At 60.6% G+C, this 18,044-nt stretch carries 17 protein-coding genes; 16 read left to right on the top strand and 1 reads right to left on the bottom strand.

Translation table 11 applies throughout. The features are described from left to right. Window positions 1-102 precede the first annotated feature (102 nt). Window positions 103-756: a hypothetical protein gene (locus tag ABH912_RS17280; RefSeq protein WP_429511220.1), complete on the bottom strand. Its 654-nt coding sequence runs from the start codon at window positions 754-756 to the stop codon at window positions 103-105. A 247-nt stretch (window positions 757-1,003) separates the two neighbouring features. Here ABH912_RS17280 and cbiE point away from each other — a divergent pair, with 247 nt between their 5' ends. The 16 genes from cbiE (at window position 1,004) to urtD (ending at window position 17,957) form a co-directional block, all read left to right on the top strand. Continuing rightward, window positions 1,004-2,215 (top strand): precorrin-6y C5,15-methyltransferase (decarboxylating) subunit CbiE, encoded by a 1,212-nt coding sequence (cbiE, locus tag ABH912_RS17285; RefSeq protein ID WP_429511221.1) that lies wholly within the window; start codon window positions 1,004-1,006, stop codon window positions 2,213-2,215. Then, entirely contained in the window at window positions 2,208-3,305 is a 1,098-nt protein-coding gene (locus ABH912_RS17290; RefSeq protein ID WP_429511222.1) for a cobalt-precorrin-5B (C(1))-methyltransferase, read from the top strand. Before cbiE ends, ABH912_RS17290 begins: the two co-directional genes overlap by 8 nt. Then, window positions 3,302-4,030, top strand: coding sequence for a cobalt-precorrin-6A reductase (locus ABH912_RS17295; protein ID WP_429511223.1), 729 nt, complete (start codon window positions 3,302-3,304; stop codon window positions 4,028-4,030). Before ABH912_RS17290 ends, ABH912_RS17295 begins: the two co-directional genes overlap by 4 nt. A 265-nt stretch (window positions 4,031-4,295) precedes the next feature. Continuing rightward, entirely contained in the window at window positions 4,296-4,586 is a 291-nt protein-coding gene (locus ABH912_RS17300; protein WP_033055621.1) for an addiction module antidote protein, read from the top strand. Between the two features lie 98 nt (window positions 4,587-4,684). Further along, the gene (locus ABH912_RS17305) at window positions 4,685-5,083 is read left to right on the top strand and encodes a DUF2946 domain-containing protein (RefSeq protein WP_429511224.1); all 399 of its coding nucleotides are present in this window, start codon (window positions 4,685-4,687) and stop codon (window positions 5,081-5,083) included. 48 nt (window positions 5,084-5,131) lie between these two features. Continuing rightward, complete coding sequence (locus ABH912_RS17310) at window positions 5,132-5,611, top strand: copper chaperone PCu(A)C (RefSeq protein ID WP_033055619.1); 480 nt, start codon at window positions 5,132-5,134, stop codon at window positions 5,609-5,611. A gap of 20 nt (window positions 5,612-5,631) precedes the next feature. After that, complete coding sequence (locus ABH912_RS17315) at window positions 5,632-6,081, top strand: DUF2946 domain-containing protein (protein WP_033055618.1); 450 nt, start codon at window positions 5,632-5,634, stop codon at window positions 6,079-6,081. Between the two features lie 223 nt (window positions 6,082-6,304). Further along, complete coding sequence (locus ABH912_RS17320; protein WP_429511225.1) at window positions 6,305-8,422, top strand: TonB-dependent copper receptor; 2,118 nt, start codon at window positions 6,305-6,307, stop codon at window positions 8,420-8,422. Window positions 8,423-8,492: 70 nt separating this feature from the next. Next, window positions 8,493-9,872 carry a PepSY-associated TM helix domain-containing protein gene (locus tag ABH912_RS17325; RefSeq protein WP_429511226.1) on the top strand — a complete coding sequence of 460 codons (1,380 nt, stop codon included), beginning with the start codon at window positions 8,493-8,495 and terminating at the stop codon, window positions 9,870-9,872. A 78-nt stretch (window positions 9,873-9,950) separates the two neighbouring features. Then, entirely contained in the window at window positions 9,951-10,739 is a 789-nt protein-coding gene (locus ABH912_RS17330) for an ABC transporter ATP-binding protein (RefSeq protein WP_429513121.1), read from the top strand. Continuing rightward, window positions 10,736-11,683, top strand: coding sequence for an ABC transporter substrate-binding protein (locus ABH912_RS17335; protein ID WP_429511227.1), 948 nt, complete (start codon window positions 10,736-10,738; stop codon window positions 11,681-11,683). Before ABH912_RS17330 ends, ABH912_RS17335 begins: the two co-directional genes overlap by 4 nt. Beyond that, entirely contained in the window at window positions 11,680-12,690 is a 1,011-nt protein-coding gene (locus ABH912_RS17340; protein WP_429511228.1) for a FecCD family ABC transporter permease, read from the top strand. Before ABH912_RS17335 ends, ABH912_RS17340 begins: the two co-directional genes overlap by 4 nt. 330 nt (window positions 12,691-13,020) lie before the next feature. Then, complete coding sequence (urtA, locus tag ABH912_RS17345; protein WP_033055613.1) at window positions 13,021-14,286, top strand: urea ABC transporter substrate-binding protein; 1,266 nt, start codon at window positions 13,021-13,023, stop codon at window positions 14,284-14,286. 220 nt (window positions 14,287-14,506) lie between these two features. Next, window positions 14,507-16,009, top strand: a complete 1,503-nt coding sequence (gene urtB, locus ABH912_RS17350; protein WP_429511229.1) for an urea ABC transporter permease subunit UrtB — start codon at window positions 14,507-14,509, stop codon at window positions 16,007-16,009. After that, the gene (gene urtC, locus ABH912_RS17355) at window positions 16,009-17,088 is read left to right on the top strand and encodes an urea ABC transporter permease subunit UrtC (RefSeq protein WP_429511230.1); all 1,080 of its coding nucleotides are present in this window, start codon (window positions 16,009-16,011) and stop codon (window positions 17,086-17,088) included. Before urtB ends, urtC begins: the two co-directional genes overlap by 1 nt. After that, window positions 17,085-17,957 (top strand): urea ABC transporter ATP-binding protein UrtD, encoded by an 873-nt coding sequence (gene urtD / locus ABH912_RS17360; RefSeq protein ID WP_429511231.1) that lies wholly within the window; start codon window positions 17,085-17,087, stop codon window positions 17,955-17,957. Before urtC ends, urtD begins: the two co-directional genes overlap by 4 nt. Window positions 17,958-18,044: the final 87 nt, after the last annotated feature.

Here is an 18,044-nt window from a genome sequence, read left to right on the forward strand (position 1 = left end):
GGCTGCCATTATGCCTGCTTTGCCCGAGCGCATGAAAAGTCTGCCGGTCGGAAACGCTGCCAACGTATCAATCAAGCAAAAGAATGCTTCGGCCTGCGTGGATTAGAGCTCGAACTCGCTGAACTCAAGCGCAAGGGCTCGCGTGGCCTCTTCCACGCGTTGTCGAATGGCGTCCATGTCTCGACGCTTGATCTCCAACCGCCGAATCCGGATATCCAATTGGGACAGACTCTGGTCTATCGTCCAGACCAGATAGGGTGTAGTGATGCCCAACTTGATCAACCGGACATGACTGACCACCATTTCCAGATCTCCGTTGGGTTTATAACTGACCGGTACGATGTTGAATCCGCCTATTTTCCCACTGGTGCCCGCAATCTTCGCCAGCAAACTGGCGTCACGCTCCAGCTTTACAAGTACTGCTCCAACCTGCGCTATTTGAGCGCTCGTGAGGTAGGGACGTGCCACGTTCAACCAAGCCTGTTTCAAACTGCCCGAGAACTGCGGCTTGATGTACTCGACAGGCTCGGCAAGCTTCCAATCCATTGACCAAAACATATTGGTGTAATGATCGAACCAAGGCCCCGGCTGCGTCTCGCTCTTTGCGACTTTATCCGCGCCATGCTGGGCCAGATAAATGCAATTTTTAACAAAATTATTGTCGGCGATAGTCTGGCCGGCAATACCGGTCAGCAGCACATTTCTCATCACCAGCGCATCATGCTCGACGACACTTTTAGCTATCACGTTATCCATATAAGCTTCTTTCATCCTTGATAGTGTCGCGACCAACATCAACTATCGGCCAAATATTTAATACATATAAGTTTGCGCAACCTGAACAAAAACCAAACTATCAAAACTATCATTACAACAGACATTTTTTCGTCAACATTAAGTGTCTGCAACCCGAAGTACCCTTTCCCGGCCATAGACCTGCGTCAGATGACAGAAGCCGCGTTATCATGTCGCCTTGACGATGAACATTGGATTAAGGAACAACATGGCCTCCTGGCTGACAGTAGTGGGAATCGGTGAAGACGGCTTCAAGGGCCTGGGCAAAAACGCCCGGCACGCTCTGCTGCGCGCTTCGCGGATCATTGGCGGTCAGCGGCAACTGGATTTGCTGCCGGTGTGCATCCGTGGCAAGCGACAGTTGTGGCCCAGCCCTTTCTCCCTTGAGCCGGTTTTGGCGCTGCGCGGCGAACCGGTCTGCGTACTGGCCAGCGGCGATCCGATGTTCTTTGGCGTGGGCGCAAGCCTTGCCCGGAAACTGCCCAACGATGAAATGCTGATATTGCCAGCGCCCTCTTCTTGTTCATTGGCGGCGGCGCGAATGGGCTGGCCGTTGCAGGATGTGGTGACACTGTCGGTGGTTGCCCGTCCCATCGCCGCACTCAGCGCGCAGTTGTTCAGCGGTGTTCGCTTGCTGGTGTTGAGCAACGACGGTCAGAGTCCGGCCGCGATCGCTGCGTTGCTACGTGAGCGCGGTTTCGGGGCGAGTCGCCTCACCGTGCTGGAACATCTGGGCGGTGCCGCCGAACGACGCATCGAGGGTGTCGCCAATGACTGGAACGATCCTGTGATTGCCGACCTGAACCTGATCGCCATCGAGTGCATCGCCGAGCCCAATACGCCGCGACTCTCTCGACTGGCCGGCCTGCCGGACTCAGCCTTCAAGCACGACGGCCAATTGACCAAGCGCGACGTGCGCGCCATTACCCTCGCGCGTCTCGCTCCGATACCCGGTGAACTCTTGTGGGACGTCGGCGCCGGCAGCGGCTCGATCGGCATCGAATGGATGCGCGCCCACCCCAGTTGTCGGGCGCTGGCCATCGAGGCCGATGAAGGGCGGCAGCTGTTGATCGAACACAACCGGGAGGCCCTCGGTGTTCCCGGCCTGCAGCTGATTCGCGGCAGTGCACCGCTGGCCTTGGCCGGGCTCGAGGATCCAGACGCTATTTTCATTGGTGGCGGTGTCACCCGCGAGGGCGTGCTCAACACGTGCTGGGCCGCACTCAAGCCCGGCGGCCGACTGATTGCCAACGCCGTCACACTGCAAAGTGAAATGACCTTGATGGCCTGGCGCGAGCAGCACGGCGGTGAGCTGACGCGCATTCATATCGCTCAAGCGCAACCGCTGGGGGACTTTGATACCTGGCGTCAGGCGTTGCCGATTACCTTGCTGGAAGTGACGAAGCCTTTCGATGCGTGACGAAACCGCTGAACAACCCGCCCCGTTACGCAGCGGCCTGACCACCGGCAGCTGCGCCACCGCAACCAGTTTGGCGGCGGCTCGTTTGTTATTGGGCGGGCTGAGTGCTGACGCTGTGGAGATCGTTTTGCCCAAGGGCAAGCAGGTGCAGATGCGGCTGGAGTTCTGTCGTCTGATCGACAACGGCGCCGAAGCAGGGACGATCAAGGACGCGGGCGACGATCCGGACGTGACCCATGGCGCGCTGCTTTATTCCCAAGTACGACTGAGTAGCGAGCCGGGCATTCGCTTCAATGCCGGTCGCGGCGTCGGCACGGTGACCCGGCCGGGGCTGGTGCTGGGTGTCGGTGAACCCGCGATCAACCCGGTGCCACGCAAGATGATCACCGACCACTTGACCTTGCTGGCCGAGGAACTCGATTACCGCGGCGGATTCGAGGTCACGGTGAACGTCGAGGACGGTGAAGCGCTGGCCTTGAAAACCATGAACCCGCGCCTGGGGATTCTCGGCGGTTTGTCGATTCTCGGCACCAGCGGCATCGTCCGGCCGTTTTCCTGCGCGGCCTACATTGCCTCGATCCATCAAGGCATCGATGTGGCAAAAACCAACGGCTACCTGCACATCGCCGCATGCACCGGCAACGCCAGCGAAGACACCATGCGCCGGGTCTACGATTTGCCGGAAATCGCCCTGATCGAAATGGGCGACTTCGTCGGCGCCGTGCTCAAACACCTGCGCAAAGTGCCGGTGGATAAACTCAGCCTCTGCGGCGGCTTCGGCAAGATCAGCAAACTGGCGGCCGGGCACATGGATCTGCACAGTCGACATTCGAGCATCGACCTGCCGCAACTGGCCGAGTGGGCGGCGGCGATTGGCGCCGATGAGACGTTGCAGCAAGGGATTCGCGAAGCCAACACCAGCCAGCAAGCCTTGGCGATGGCCAGCGCTGTGGGTATCGCGCTCGGAGATGCTGTGTGTCAGCACGCGCTGGACTTTGCTCGCAGCGTGGTGCCGGCGCAGGTTCAGGTTGAAGTATTTGCCATCGATCGCCAGGGTGGGATTGTCGGCCATGCGGGAGCTTTTCAATGAAGCGCGTGTTGTTGCTGGGTGGCGTGACAGAAGCCTTGGCCATCGCCCGGACCCTGGGGCCAGAACACATCTATAGCCTGGCCGGCGTCGGGCGTGTGCCGACGGATCTGACCTGCCAGGTTCGCGTTGGCGGCTACGGCGGGGCCGAAGGGCTTGCGCAGTTCATTCGGGATGAAGGGATCGACCTGCTGCTGGACGCCACCCACCCCTACGCCGCACAAATCAGCCAGAACGCCGCCACTGCCGCGCAATTGAGCGGCATTGCATGTTGGGCGCTGAGGCGTCCGGCCTGGCAGCCACAGCCCGGCGACGACTGGCGAGACGTCAGCGATTGGGCCGAATTGATCGAAGCGCTGAAACCGTTTCGGCGACCGCTGTTCACCCTCGGCCGCGAACCCTTGCAGCATCTGCATGAAATCCCGCCAGAGCAATTCTGGACCTTGCGTGCCCTGGACGTTTACCCCGGCAACGAACGCTGCGAGGTGATCGGCGCGCGCGGGCCATTTCTGATCGAGGATGAACGTGCGCTGTTTGAACGTCGGCAGATAGATGTACTGATCAGCAAGAACAGCGGCAGCACCGCGACCGAACCGAAACTGGAAGTGGCACGGGAGCGTGGGGTGCCGGTGATAGTTTTGCAGCGGCCAGTGTTGCCGGGAGTTGATCGGGAGTTTGGGTCGGTGAGTGACGTGTTGGCAGCCCTGACAGCAGAAACCACTACATAACCCTGTAGCAGCTGGCGGAGCCTGCGTTCGGCTGCGCAGCAGGCGTAAATCCTGCATCCACGATTAACCTGAAAGACCGAGGCGTTTGATTTTACGACTGCTGCGCAGCCGAACGCAGGCTTCGCCAGCTGCTACAAAAAAATGCGCAACGCCCTACCTATCTATCGGACCTTACCCACAACATCATCCAACGCGGCTGACTAGTCAGGTCGCAACCCCGTCCCTATATTTCCGAGTCCCACGAATGTAGCGCTCGGAGTACCGAATGACCGAACAATTCACCCGTTTCGATGCCGCCGAATTTCTAAAAACCCCAGAAGAAATGGCCGCTTACCTGGACGCCTGTTTTGAAGAGGATGCAGGCGATGGAGTGCTCATACGTGCAGCCCTTAACGACATAGCCCGAGCAAAGGGCATGACACAGATTGCCCGTGATGCAGGCCTGGGTCGTGAAAGTCTGTACAAAGCATTGGGCAGCACTGGCAATCCGGAATTCGCGACTATCATGAAGGTTATGAAAGCTTTGGGCCTGCGCTTGCACGCCAGTACTCTCTGACTGCGCTGCGACACCACACCGCACGCCGCTTTTTTACTTATCGGCCCTGATCAGGCTAAATAGTCGCGCCTGATCGCCCACCCAACCGGATTATTCCCATGTCCCGACAACGGCTCGCATTTGCCTGGATCGCCTGCTTCGCAGTGCTGTTCAACATGCTTGCCATGCCGATGTCCGGAGCGATGGCACAGACGGCGAAATCACCCGCCGAGCAGTTGTTGTGGGGCAGTTTCTGCTCCGCCAGCGGCACGAAGATGGTGGCGATTTCCCTGGGCGATGTCGAACAGAAAGCCCCGCAGAACGACGATCATTCCAACATGCAGCATTGCTGGTGCTGTTCAGGTTCCGCGCCACTGGTGGCGCTGCCCGGGCATGTGCCGCAACTGTACTTCGCGCGTTTCGAGGCCAATCGAAGCCTGCCTCACGCCACTCTCGATACACCGACACCGCGCCAGCAATGGCCGAGCCTCAACCCCCGCGCTTCCCCTCTGGTGTGATTCCTTCTCGCAATTGACCTGCGTTTTGAATCGTTCTGGAGAACTGCCATGTTGAACAAACTCATCGTCCTGGCTGTGTTGCTGCTGCCTGCCTGTTTTGCCAATGCCCACGAATACACGGCCGGGGAGCTGGAAATCGCTCATCCGTGGTCGCAAGAGTTGCCGCCCAACGCGCCAACGGTCGCGGCGTATTTCGTGATTCACAACAGCGGTAAAACGGCCGACCGACTGCTCAGCGTCGACTCGCCGATTGCAGGCGAAGCCCAGCTGCACGAGCATGTGATGCAGAACGATCTGATGAAAATGCAGCAAGTACCGAGCGTCGACATTCCTGCCAGTGGCAACGTCACTTTTGCGCCGATGGCCTACCACGTGATGCTGGTAAACCTGAAAGACCGCAGCCTGTTGAGTGACGGCAAACGCTTCCCGCTGACGATGCACTTCGAAAAGTCCGGCGACGTGACGGTCGACGTCTCGGTGCAGAAGAAGCCGCCGGAAGGCATGCAGATACACGCCCACGCTCAGTAAGCGACTGAGCAAAAACGCCCATGCGCCCGCTTAGCGCCAGGTCATCCGCACACCGTCGTCAGCCGTTAAGCCTGACGCGCGGTAGCTGGATCAGCCTGTTCGCCATGTTGATGATCTTTATCGGCCCGCTGATTTCTCAGTCGATGCCGATGGATCAACGCGCCTCCTCGATGACCATGAGCATGTCGATGGACATGAGCATGGACATGTCGGCGATGGATCACGCCGTCCACGATGCGCAACCCGCTGCCGAACACTGCCCGCCCAAAGCCTCACATCACGCGCTCTGGGAAAAATGCGGCTATTGCAGCCTGCTGTTCAATTGCCCGGCGCTGACCGGCGGCCAGTCCTTCGTTGCCTTCGACACACCACAAGCCACCACTTTCACCACACCCTCCCCTCGCCTGGGCCACGCCCGCCAAACCTTCTTCCCCGGCGCCCGCACCCGCGCCCCGCCCATCGACGCGTAAACCCTCACATCCGATCTCACACGGTTTAGAAGTCAACCAAAGCAACCTGTGGGAGTGAGCCAGTGTGGCGAGGGAGCTTGCTCCCGCTTGAGTGCGCAGCACTCATAAATGGGGCCGCTACGCAGCCCAGCGCGAGCAAGCTCGCTCACCACAAAAGCTCGCTCCCACATGGATTGCGCAGGCTGCCGGCCGTGTCGTTTACGACTGTTCGATGGAAATTGTCATGTCCAGGTTTTCTGCTGACACACGCTTGAGCGCTGCCCAGGCTTCTTTTGCCCCGAACGAATCCAGCATTCGTTTCAAGCACGCCACCGCCTTCCTTTGCGGTGCAATGCTGACACCCATGGTGCTGGCCGATGAACACGCCGGTCACAGCGAAGAACTGAGCCCGACGGTGATCACCGCCATCGCGCCGAGTTCGCCACTGACCATCGTCACCAACCCCAAGGACCCGCGCCAACCGGTGCCGGCCAGCGACGGTGGCGACTACCTGAAAACCATTCCCGGCTTCGCCCTGGTGCGCAATGGCGGCACCAACGGCGACCCGGTACTGCGCGGCATGTTCGGCTCGCGGCTGAACATCCTCACCAACGGCGGCCAGTTGCTCGGCGCCTGCCCCGGCCGAATGGACGCTCCGACCTCATACATCTCGCCGGAAACCTACGACAAACTCACCGTCATCAAAGGCCCGCAAACCGTGCTCTGGGGACCCGGCGCGTCGGCCGGGACCATCCTCTTCGACCGTGAGCCGGAAAGCTTCGGTGAACTCGGCACGCGGGTGAACGCCAGCGTGCTGGCTGGCTCCAACGGCCGCTTCGACAAAGTGCTGGACGCTGCTGCCGGCGGGCCATTGGGTTACGTGCGAGTGATCGGCAACACCGCGCATGCCGACGACTACCAGGACGGTAACAACGACACCGTGCCGTCGCGCTATGACAAATGGAACGGCGACGTCGCGGTGGGCTGGACCCCGGACGCCGACACCCTGCTGGAACTCACCGCCGGCAAGGGCGATGGCGAAGCGCGTTACGCCGGGCGCGGCATGGACGGCTCGCAGTTCAAGCGCGAAAGCCTGGGCCTGCGGTTCGAGCAGTCGAACATCGGCGAAGTGCTGGACAAGGTCGAGGCCCAGATCTACTACAACTACGCCGACCACGTGATGGACAACTACACCCTGCGCACGCCGTCCGGCACCGGAATGATGGCCGGCCCAATGGCCTCCAACGTCGACCGTCGAACCCTCGGCGCACGGATCAAAGCCACCTGGCGCTGGGCCGATGTGCAGTTGATCAGCGGCATTGATGCGCAGACCAGCGAACACCGCCAACGCAGCGCCATGGGCATCGACGTCTACAAGGAATTGCCACGCAACAAGGACGCCGACTTCCACAACTACGGCGTGTTCAGCGAATTGACCTGGTACGCCGCCGACCGTGACCGGCTGATTACCGGCGCGCGCCTGGATCGCGTTTCGGCCAAGGATTTTCGGCAGACCACTGGCTCCGGGATGATGGCGCGCCCTAACCCGACCGCCGACGACACCCGTGCCGACACATTGCCGAGCGGCTTCGTCCGTTACGAGCATGACCTGGCTGACAGTCCGACCACGCTGTATGCCGGCCTCGGTCACACCCAGCGTTTCCCGGATTACTGGGAGCTGTTTTCACCCAAGTCCGGCCCCGCCGGCTCGGTGAATGCCTTCGATTCGATCAAGCCTGAAAAAACCACCCAGCTCGACTTCGGCCTGCAATACCAGACTGAAGACCTCGAAGCCTGGGCCTCGGGTTACGTCGGGCAGGTGCGCGACTACATCCTGTTCAACTACACGCCAACAATGATGGGCATGACCTCGCAAGCACAGAACATCGACGCGCGAATCATGGGCGGCGAATTGGGTGCGGCCTACAAGCTGACCAGCCACTGGAAAGCCGACGCGACCCTGGCCTATGCCTGGGGCAAGAACAGCAGCGACGGTAACGCACTGCCGCAAATGCCGCCGCTGGACGCACGTTTCGGCCTGACCTACAGCGAAGACAACTGGAGTGCCGGGGCCTTGTGGCGCGTGGTCGCGGCGCAAAACCGCATCGACCAGAACAAGGGCAACGTGGTCGGCAAGGACTTCGACAAGACCCCGGGGTTTGGCGTGTTCTCGCTCAATGGCGCGTACCGGATCGACAAGCACTGGAAGATCAGCACCGGCGTCGACAACCTGTTCGGCAAGGCGTACGCCGAGCACTTGAACCTGGCCGGCAACGCCGGTTTCGGCTACCCGGCCAATGATCCGCAAGCCATTAAAGAACCGGGGCGAACGCTCTGGACCAAAGTGGACATGAGTTTCTAACAAGAAAAGTCGAGAGATCGCAGCAGCGATCTTTCGACAAACAATTGATTCGCCAAGCGGAGCACAACCGATGAAACAGCCCAAACCGAATTTCTACAACCTGGCCTGGCGCTGGCATTTCTATGCCGGTCTGTTCGTCGCGCCTTTCATGGTGATGCTGGCCCTGACCGGCATCATTTACCTGTTCAAGCCGCAACTCGACCCGTTGATGTACGGCAGCCTGCTGAACGTCCCGGCCGGGCATCACAGCGTCCCGGCCGATGACCTGCTCAAGCGAGTGAAAGAGGCTTATCCACACGCCACGATCAAGCAGTATTTGCCACCGGTCGACGCCGAGCGCAGCGCGCAATTTGTCGTGCTCAATGGCGGTAACGAACTCAACGTTTTCGTCGATCCCTACCACGGCGACATCCTCGGCGAGCAAGACGCCAAGAAGAATCTGCAAGCCGTTGCGCGAGCGATTCACGGTGAGTTGATGATCGGCACCGTCGGTGATCGACTGATCGAACTGGCCGCCGGCTGGGGTGTGGTGTTGGTGGTCTCCGGCGTCTTTCTGTGGTGGCCACGCGGTCAAGCGGCCGGCATCCTGTGGCCACGCTTGAGCAGTCGCGGTCGTGTGCTCTGGCGTGACCTGCACGCGGTGACCGGGTTCTGGGGCGCGTCGTTGCTGCTGGTGATGCTGCTCAGCGGCATGACCTGGACCGGGTTCTGGGGCAAGCAATACGCCGAAGTGTGGAATGTCTTTCCGGCAGCGATGTGGGACGACGTGCCCAAGTCCGATGTCGAGGCCCGCAGCCTCAACACCGCCACCCGCCAGACCGTGCCTTGGGCGATGGAAAACACACCGATGCCAATGTCCGGCGACCACGCCGAACACATGGCCCACGGTAGCGCGCAAGCGGGCCCCGCCGCGCCGACCATCAGCTTGCAGGACGTGCAGAACATTGCTGCGCAACGCCAGGTCGAACCGGGTTACAGCATCACCTTGCCGACCACGGCGACTGGCGTGTTCACCATCGCGGTGTTCGCCGACGACCCGCGCAATGACGCCACGCTGCATGTGGATCAGTACACCGGCGACGTCCTCGCCGACGTGCGCTACGCCCAATACGGCGCCGTCGCCCGCGCGACGGAAATCGGCGTGATGCTGCACGAAGGCAAAATGTTCGGCCCGCTCAACCAGATCATCGTGCTGCTGATCTGCCTGATGATTCTGCTCAGCGCCGTCAGCGGCGTGGTGATCTGGTGGAAGCGTCGCCCGCAAGGCAAGTTCGGTGTTCCGCCGCTGCGCCACGACCTGCCGAAATGGAAAACCGCGATGGTCATCATGTTTGCATTGGCGGTGGCGTTTCCATTGGTGGGCGCTTCGCTGGTGGTGGTCTGGCTGCTGGATCGGGTGCTGCTGTCGCGCTTGAGCGGCCAGTCTGAATCCGCCTCATCTTCATCCTGAAGACAGCGAGATGCCTGTTGCAGTGCGGTTGACCTTACAATGTCGGCCCGCTGCAACAACCCGCACGTCGAGCGCGCAATGACCTCGCTGAACCTCACAAATCTCGCCTGGACACCCCTGGGCCACGGCCATTGCCATCACCAGTTCCAGCTGCGTGATGCAACCTTGCACGTGCTCCCCGGTGAGTTCGTCGGTCTGATCGGCCCCAACGGCAGCGGCAAAACCAGCCTGCTGCGCTGCGCCTGGCGCTTCAGCAAACCCGAGCGCGGCGAGGTCAAGCTCGACCACCACAATGTCTGGAAGCAATCCTCGCGTTGGTGCGCGCAACGCATCGCCGTGGTCCTGCAGGAATTCCCCGACGCCTTCGGCCTCACCGTCGACGAAGTCGTCGCCATGGGCCGCACACCGCACAAAGGCCTGTTCGACGGCGATACCCTCGAAGACAGAACTCTCGCGACCCAGGCCCTGGAATCAGTCGGTCTGAAGGGCTTCGAGGATCATGCCTTCGCCACCCTCTCCGGCGGTGAAAAACAGCGCGTGATCCTCGCCCGCGCCCTGTCTCAGCAACCGCAAATGCTGATCCTCGACGAGCCGACCAATCACCTCGACCCGCGCTATCAACTCGAACTGCTGCAACTGGTCAAACGCCTGAAGATCGGCACCCTGGCGAGCATCCATGACCTCAATCTGGCGGCGGCTTTCTGCGATCGGCTGTACGTGATCAATCACGGGCGCATCGTCGCCAGCGGCACCCCCAAAGAAGTCCTGACCGCCCCCCTGTTGCGCGACGTGTTCGGCGTCGAAGCGCTGATCGATGAACATCCTTTGCACGGCTACCCACGAATCACCTGGATAACCCAACCATGACTTTGCGTTCCCTGCTTTGCGCCGCTCTGCTGCTGGGCAATTCCCAAGCATTTGCCGAGGCCACTCACTACCCGTTGACCGTGCAGAGCTGCAACCGCGAAGTGACCTTCAAGCAAGCGCCGAAACACGCGGTCAGCCACGACATCAACATGACCCAGATGATGCTCGCCCTCGGCCTGAAACCCAGCATGGCCGGGTATAGCGGCGTTACCGGCTGGAAGTCGGTCACGCCGCAGATGCAGACCATCCTCGATGGCTTGCCGGAGCTGGCGGCCAAGTACCCGTCGGTGGAAACCCTGCTCAACGCCAACGTCGATTTCTTCTTCGCTGGCTGGGATTACGGCATGCGCGTGGGCGGTGACCTGACGCCGCAAACGTTGCAGCCGCTGGGCATCAATGTCTATGAGCTGACCGAGTCCTGCGCGTTCGTGATGAAGCGTCCGCCGGCCAGTCTGGAAGACACCTACAACGACCTGCGCAACCTCGGCAAAATCTTTGACGTGCAGGATCGCGCCAATGCCTTGATCGGCCAGATGCAGGCGCAAGTCACCGAAGTGCGCAAGGACCTGCCGGCAGACAAACCTCGCGTGTTCCTCTATGACAGCGGTGAAGACCGCGCCATGACCTCCGGCCGTCTCGGTATGCCGCAAGCGCTGATCGACGCTGCTGGCGGGCGCAATATTCTCGACGATGTCGAAGCGAGTTGGACCCGGGTCAACTGGGAGAACGTGGTCGAGCGCAATCCGCAGGTGATCGTGATCGTCGACTACGGCGAAGTCACCGCCGAACAGAAAGAGCAATTTCTGCTCAACAACAAGGCGCTGCAATCGGTGGACGCGATCAAGAACCAGCGCTTCATCGTGATTCCGTATGTGCAGGCCACGCCGGGTATCGACAACGTGCTGGCGGTTGAAACCCTGGCCAAGGGTTTCCACGGCGAATGATCAATCGTCGCTACGCCTTGTTGCTGGTGGCCCTCGGCGCGTTGTTGCTGGTGTCGTGCGTGGTGTCGCTGGGCTTTGGCCCGGCGCGGGTGCCGGTGGACGTTGTGTGGCGGATTTTGCTGCACAAGATGTTCGGTTTCGGCGTGCCGGACTGGGCCACCGGGCAGGAACATATCGTCTGGCTGATCCGCGTGCCGCGCATGTTGCTTGGCGCGTTGGTGGGGGCCGGGCTGGCGCTAATCGGTGCGGTGCTGCAAGCGGTGACACGCAATCCGCTGGCCGATCCGCACCTGCTTGGAGTCACCTCTGGCGCGACCCTCGGTGCCGTGATTGTGGTGCTGCATGTCGGTGAAATCGTTGGCCTGCTGACCTTGCCAATCGCGGCGTTTATCGGCGCGTTGCTTAGCATGCTGATCGTTCTGATGATCGCCAACCGCAACGGGCGGCTGGACAGTGATCGGCTGCTGTTGTGCGGCGTGGCGGTGTCGTTCGTGATGATGGCGATCGCCAATCTGCTGCTGTTTCTCGGCGATCATCGCGCGAGTTCGGCGGTGATGTTCTGGATGCTTGGCGGGCTCGGGTTGGCGCGTTGGGAATTGCTGGCGGTGCCGGCGGCCAGCGTGTTGCTCGGTTTGCTGTTGTTGCTGGGAATGGCTCGACCATTGAATGCGTTGATGACGGGAGAACAGACGGCGGTGACCCTTGGGCTGAATGCTCGCACCGTGCGGTTACGGGTGTTTTTGATTGCCTCGCTGATGACCGGGGTGTTGGTGTCGATCAGCGGATCCATCGGATTTGTCGGGCTGATGGTGCCGCATATTGCGCGGCGGTTGGTCGGGGCGGAGCATCGGCGATTGCTGCCGGTGTGCGTGTTGTTGGGCAGCCTCTTTCTCGTCTGGGTCGATGTCGCCGCCCGCACCCTGATCGCCCCCGAAGACCTGCCCATCGGCGTCGCCACCGCCGCCATCGGTGGGCTGTTCTTCATCGGCCTCATGCGCCGCCGCTGAACCCACAAGAACACCACCGAACCTGTGGGAGCGGGCTTGCCTGCGATGACGGCGGCACATTCAACATTTCTGTGACTGAACCACCGCTATCGCGGGCAAGCCCGCTCCCACAGGGGTAAGCGCCGTTCACAGATTCTTCGCCCCAATGTGGCGCACCCCTTCGCACCAACGCGCCAGAGGCGGTCTTTCATGGTGCACCACCTAAACCGCGCAACCGCTCTAATACGACATTTCCCTGCCTTTGGCCGACCAGGCACAGCCCTTGCTAAAGACTCTTCAGTAGTCCGCATCTGCCACCAAGAAAATTCATAAGTTCATGGAGATCGCACAATGAAGCGTCGCAGCTTGATCAAGGCTTTCACACTTTCGGCAAGCATTGCCGCGATGGGCATGACCTGGAGCCTCCAGGCCGCCGAGACCATCAAGGTCGGTATTCTGCATTCGTTGTCCGGCACCATGGCGATCTCCGAAACGTCGCTCAAAGACATGGCATTGATGACCATCGACGAGATCAACGCCAAGGGCGGCGTGAACGGCAAAATGCTGGAGCCTGTGGTCGTCGACCCGGCATCGAACTGGCCGCTGTTCGCTGAAAAAGGTCGTCAGTTGCTGACTCAGGACAAGGTGGCGGTGGTGTTCGGTTGCTGGACGTCGGTGTCGCGTAAATCGGTGTTGCCGGTGTTCGAAGAGCTCAACGGCCTGTTGTTCTACCCGGTGCAGTACGAAGGCGAAGAGATGTCGCCGAACGTGTTCTACACCGGCGCCGCACCGAACCAGCAAGCGATTCCGGCGGTGGAATACCTGATGAGCGAAGAAGGCGGCAGCGCCAAGCGTTACTTCCTGTTGGGCACTGACTACGTTTACCCGCGCACCACCAACAAAATCCTGCGCTCGTTCCTGCACTCCAAAGGTGTGGCGGACAAGGACATCGAAGAGGTCTACACCCCGTTCGGCCATAGCGATTATCAAACCATCGTGGCCAACATCAAAAAATTCTCGGCCGGTGGCAAGACAGCGGTCATCTCCACCGTCAACGGCGACTCCAACGTGCCGTTCTATAAAGAGCTGGCTAACCAAGGCTTGAAAGCCACCGACGTTCCGGTCGTGGCGTTCTCGGTCGGCGAAGAAGAACTGCGCGGTATCGACACCAAACCGCTGGTGGGCAACCTCGCAGCGTGGAACTACTTCGAATCGGTCGAGAACCCGGCGAACAAGAAATTCGTCGCCGACTGGAAAGCCTACGCCAAGAAACACAACCTGCCGGGCGCCGACAAAGCGGTGACCAACGACCCGATGGAAGCCACGTACGTGGGCATCCACATGTGGGCGCAAGCGGCTGAGAAAGCCAAGTCCACCGACGTCGACAAAGTCCGCGAAGCCCTCGCCGGCCAGACCTTTGCCGCACCGTCCGGGTACACCCTGACCATGGACAAGACCAACCACCACCTGCACAAACCGGTGATGATCGGCGAGATCCAGGCGGACGGTCAGTTCAACGTGGTGTGGCAGACCGAAGGGCCGATCCGTGCCGAGCCGTGGAGCCCGTTCATTTCGGGTAACGACAAGAAGCCGGATTATGCGGTGAAGAGCAACTGAGGCGGATCTGGAGTTTGGGGTGGGCTTGAAATCCCCCCCTCACCCTAACCCTCTCCCCAGAGGGGCGAGGGGACTGACCGAGTTGTCTGGTCGAGCTACTTCGACCTGCGCAATTAAGTCGAACTCAGGATTTGAAAAGCATGAAGATCGGCCCCCTTTCCCCCTCGCCCCATTGGGGAGAGGGTTGGGGTGAGGGGTCGATTTAACAGGAACACCACATATGCCCACTGCCCTCTACCGCTTCATCTTCGCGCTCGCGCTCTTGCTGCCGATGGCCGTACACGCCAGCGACACCGAAGACTTCGTCGCCGCCAATCCCGTGCAACAAGCAAAACTCCTCGAAGCCTGGGCCGCGCAGCCCGACCCGGTCCGTATCGAGCTGATCAACGCCCTGCAGCAAGGCGAGTTGACCGTCGACGGCCAACCGAAAACCCTGCGCCTGAACAACCGCCTGCGGGGTCTGATCGACACCGCTATGGCCAGTCACCAATTGCTCGCCACCGACACCAAACCCCGTCTGGCCGCCGCGCAGCAATTGCAGAAAAGCGCCAAACCGGCGCAGTTGAAATTCCTCGACCAGCAACTGGCTGGCGAGCAAGACAAAAGCGTTCACGCGGCTTTGAGCCTGGCGCTGGCCAACCTGCAACTGGTGGACACCGACCCGGCCGTGCGGCTTGCCGCTGTGCGTCTGCTCGGTGAAACCGGCGATCCGATGGCCCGCACTCGCCTCGAAAGCCTGCTGCAACCGGGTGTCGAAGCCGACGCCGGCGTACGCACCGCCGCCGAAACCAGCCTCGCTCAGGTCAAACGCAAATTGCTGATCGGCGAGATCCTCGGTCAAGCCTTCAGCGGCATGTCCCTCGGTTCGATCCTGTTGCTTGCCGCACTCGGTCTGGCGATCACTTTCGGCCTGCTCGGCGTGATCAACATGGCCCATGGCGAGATGCTGATGCTCGGCGCGTACTCGACGTACGTGGTGCAGTTGATGTTCCAGCGCTTCGCCCCGCAAGCCATCGAGTTCTACCCGCTGATCGCCTTGCCGGTGGCGTTTTTCGTCACCGCCGCCATCGGCATGGCACTGGAACGCACGGTGATTCGCCACCTCTACGGCCGACCATTGGAAACCCTGCTCGCCACGTGGGGCATCAGCCTGATGCTGATTCAGCTTGTCCGATTGGTATTCGGCGCACAGAACGTTGAGGTCGCGAATCCGGCCTGGCTGTCCGGCGGAATTCAAGTGCTGCCCAACCTTGTACTGCCCTACAACCGCATCGTGATCATCGCTTTCGCCCTGTTTGTGGTGGTGCTGACCTGGTTGCTGCTGAACAAGACGCGCCTGGGTTTGAACGTTCGCGCCGTTACCCAGAACCGCAACATGGCCGCTTGCTGCGGCGTGCCGACCGGGCGCGTGGACATGCTCGCTTTCGGCCTCGGTTCGGGCATTGCCGGACTCGGTGGCGTAGCCCTCAGTCAGATCGGCAACGTCGGCCCGGACCTCGGCCAGAGCTACATCATCGACTCGTTCCTGGTGGTGGTGCTTGGTGGCGTCGGCCAATTGGCCGGTAGCGTGCTCGCTGCGTTCGGCCTCGGTATTGCCAACAAAATTCTCGAACCGCAAATCGGTGCCGTGCTCGGCAAAATCCTGATCCTCGCGCTGATCATTCTGTTCATTCAGAAACGTCCGCAAGGCCTCTTTGCACTGAAAGGACGGGTGATCGACTGATGAACCAGCCCCTGATGCTCACGGCCACGCAAAAGGCCGGCCCAAAAGTCACGATTGCCCTCGGCGCAGTGATCCTCGTTCTGTTGCTGGCGTTACCGCTGCTGTCGCTGCTATCGCCGGACAGCACGTTTCACGTCTCGGCTTACACGCTGACGCTGGTGGGCAAGATTCTTTGCTACGCGATTGTCGCGCTGGCCCTCGATCTGGTCTGGGGTTACGCCGGTCTGTTGTCCCTTGGTCACGGCTTGTTCTTCGCCCTCGGCGGTTATGCGATGGGCATGTACCTGATGCGCCAGGCGTCGGGCGATGGCTTGCCGGCGTTCATGACCTTTCTGTCGTGGACCGAATTGCCGTGGTACTGGACCGGCACCAGCAGTTTCCTCTGGTCGATGTGCCTGGTGGTGTTGGCGCCGGGGTTGCTGGCGCTGGTGTTCGGTTTCTTCGCCTTCCGCTCGCGGATCAAGGGCGTGTATTTCTCGATCATGACCCAGGCCCTGACCTTCGCCGGGATGCTCCTGTTCTTCCGCAACGAAACCGGGTTTGGCGGCAACAACGGCTTCACCAATTTCCGCACCATTCTCGGATTTGGCATTACTGAACCGGGGACTCGCGCGGTGTTGTTTTTCGCCACGGTGGTGTTGCTGGTGGCGAGCCTGTTTATCGGCTGGCGTCTGGCGCAGAGCAAGTTCGGCCGGGTGCTGACCGCACTGCGCGATGCCGAAAACCGCCTGATGTTCTGCGGTTACGATCCACGCGGTTTCAAGCTGTTCGTCTGGGTGTTGAGCGCAGTGTTGTGCGGCCTGGCCGGTGCGCTGTACGTGCCGCAAGTCGGCATCATCAACCCGAGTGAAATGTCGCCAACCAACTCCATTGAAGCAGCGGTCTGGGTTGCACTTGGCGGTCGTGGCACCTTGATCGGTCCGTTGCTCGGTGCCGGTGTAGTCAACGGGATGAAGAGCTGGTTCACCGTGGCTTTCCCGGAATACTGGCTGTTCTTCCTCGGCGCGCTGTTCATCGTCGTGACCCTGTACCTGCCCAAAGGCGTGATCGGTCTGCTGAAGAAAAGGGGTGAACAATGAGAACCACTGCGACGGCTGAATTCATGCTCGAACCGGCGTTTTTTCCGCCACTGGAACCCAACAGGGACGCCGGCAGCAGCCGTGACGCCATCGGCCTCGGCCAAGCCGCCGGCAAAGGTCTGAACACTCGCCACGGCACCATCCTGACCCTGGAAGACATCAGCGTCAGCTTCGATGGCTTCAAGGCGCTGAACGCTCTGAACCTGTACATCGGCGTCGGCGAATTGCGCTGCATCATCGGTCCCAACGGCGCGGGCAAGACCACACTGATGGACGTGATCACTGGCAAGACCCGTCCGAGTCACGGCAAGGCCTGGTTCGGTGAAACCCTCGACCTGACGCAGATGAGCGAAGTGCAAATCGCCCAGGCGGGCATCGGTCGCAAGTTCCAGAAGCCGACAGTGTTCGAAGCCTTGAGCGTGTTCGAGAACCTGGAGCTGGCGCAGAAAACCGACAAATCGGTGTGGGCCAGCCTGCGGGCTCGCCTGAGTGGCGAACAGAAAGATCGCATCAGCGAGGTGCTGGACACCATTCGCCTGACCACGTCGGTCAATCGTCCGGCGGGTTTGTTGTCCCACGGTCAGAAGCAGTTTCTGGAAATCGGCATGTTGCTGATGCAGGACCCGCAACTGCTGCTGCTCGACGAGCCGGTAGCAGGCATGACCGACGCCGAAACCGAATTCACCGCCGAACTGTTCAAGAGCCTCGCGGGCAAACACTCGCTGATGGTGGTGGAACACGACATGGGCTTCGTCGGCTCCATCGCCGACCACGTCACCGTGTTGCACCAGGGCAGCGTGTTGGCCGAAGGGTCGCTGGAGCAGGTGCAGGACAACGAGCGCGTCATCGAGGTCTACCTCGGTCGCTAGACCTGTGAACACCTATCCAACTGTAGGAGTGAGCCTGCTCGCGATAACGGTGGGTCAGACAACATATCTGTTGATTGAAAGACCGCT

The organism is Pseudomonas sp. BT76 TE3572, assembly GCF_050435365.1.
Taxonomy (GTDB): domain Bacteria; phylum Pseudomonadota; class Gammaproteobacteria; order Pseudomonadales; family Pseudomonadaceae; genus Aquipseudomonas; species Aquipseudomonas fluorescens_W.

Excerpts from the sequence above, each read along its gene's own strand:
- urtC (WP_429511230.1), top strand. The coding sequence starts at position 16,009 with ATGAACCAGCCCCTGATGCTCACGGCCACGCAAAAGGCCGGCCCAAAA.
- ABH912_RS17305 (WP_429511224.1), top strand. The coding sequence starts at position 4,685 with ATGTCCCGACAACGGCTCGCATTTGCCTGGATCGCCTGCTTCGCAGTG.
- ABH912_RS17300 (WP_033055621.1), top strand. The coding sequence starts at position 4,296 with ATGACCGAACAATTCACCCGTTTCGATGCCGCCGAATTTCTAAAAACC.
- urtB (WP_429511229.1), top strand. The coding sequence starts at position 14,507 with ATGCCCACTGCCCTCTACCGCTTCATCTTCGCGCTCGCGCTCTTGCTG.
- ABH912_RS17315 (WP_033055618.1), top strand. The coding sequence starts at position 5,632 with ATGCGCCCGCTTAGCGCCAGGTCATCCGCACACCGTCGTCAGCCGTTA.
- ABH912_RS17335 (WP_429511227.1), top strand. The coding sequence starts at position 10,736 with ATGACTTTGCGTTCCCTGCTTTGCGCCGCTCTGCTGCTGGGCAATTCC.
- ABH912_RS17320 (WP_429511225.1), top strand. The coding sequence starts at position 6,305 with ATGTCCAGGTTTTCTGCTGACACACGCTTGAGCGCTGCCCAGGCTTCT.
- ABH912_RS17330 (WP_429513121.1), top strand. The coding sequence starts at position 9,951 with ATGACCTCGCTGAACCTCACAAATCTCGCCTGGACACCCCTGGGCCAC.
- ABH912_RS17295 (WP_429511223.1), top strand. The coding sequence starts at position 3,302 with ATGAAGCGCGTGTTGTTGCTGGGTGGCGTGACAGAAGCCTTGGCCATC.
- ABH912_RS17340 (WP_429511228.1), top strand. The coding sequence starts at position 11,680 with ATGATCAATCGTCGCTACGCCTTGTTGCTGGTGGCCCTCGGCGCGTTG.
- ABH912_RS17280 (WP_429511220.1), bottom strand. The coding sequence starts at position 756 with ATGGATAACGTGATAGCTAAAAGTGTCGTCGAGCATGATGCGCTGGTG.
- ABH912_RS17325 (WP_429511226.1), top strand. The coding sequence starts at position 8,493 with ATGAAACAGCCCAAACCGAATTTCTACAACCTGGCCTGGCGCTGGCAT.
- urtA (WP_033055613.1), top strand. The coding sequence starts at position 13,021 with ATGAAGCGTCGCAGCTTGATCAAGGCTTTCACACTTTCGGCAAGCATT.
- ABH912_RS17290 (WP_429511222.1), top strand. The coding sequence starts at position 2,208 with ATGCGTGACGAAACCGCTGAACAACCCGCCCCGTTACGCAGCGGCCTG.
- urtD (WP_429511231.1), top strand. The coding sequence starts at position 17,085 with ATGAGAACCACTGCGACGGCTGAATTCATGCTCGAACCGGCGTTTTTT.
- ABH912_RS17310 (WP_033055619.1), top strand. The coding sequence starts at position 5,132 with ATGTTGAACAAACTCATCGTCCTGGCTGTGTTGCTGCTGCCTGCCTGT.
- cbiE (WP_429511221.1), top strand. The coding sequence starts at position 1,004 with ATGGCCTCCTGGCTGACAGTAGTGGGAATCGGTGAAGACGGCTTCAAG.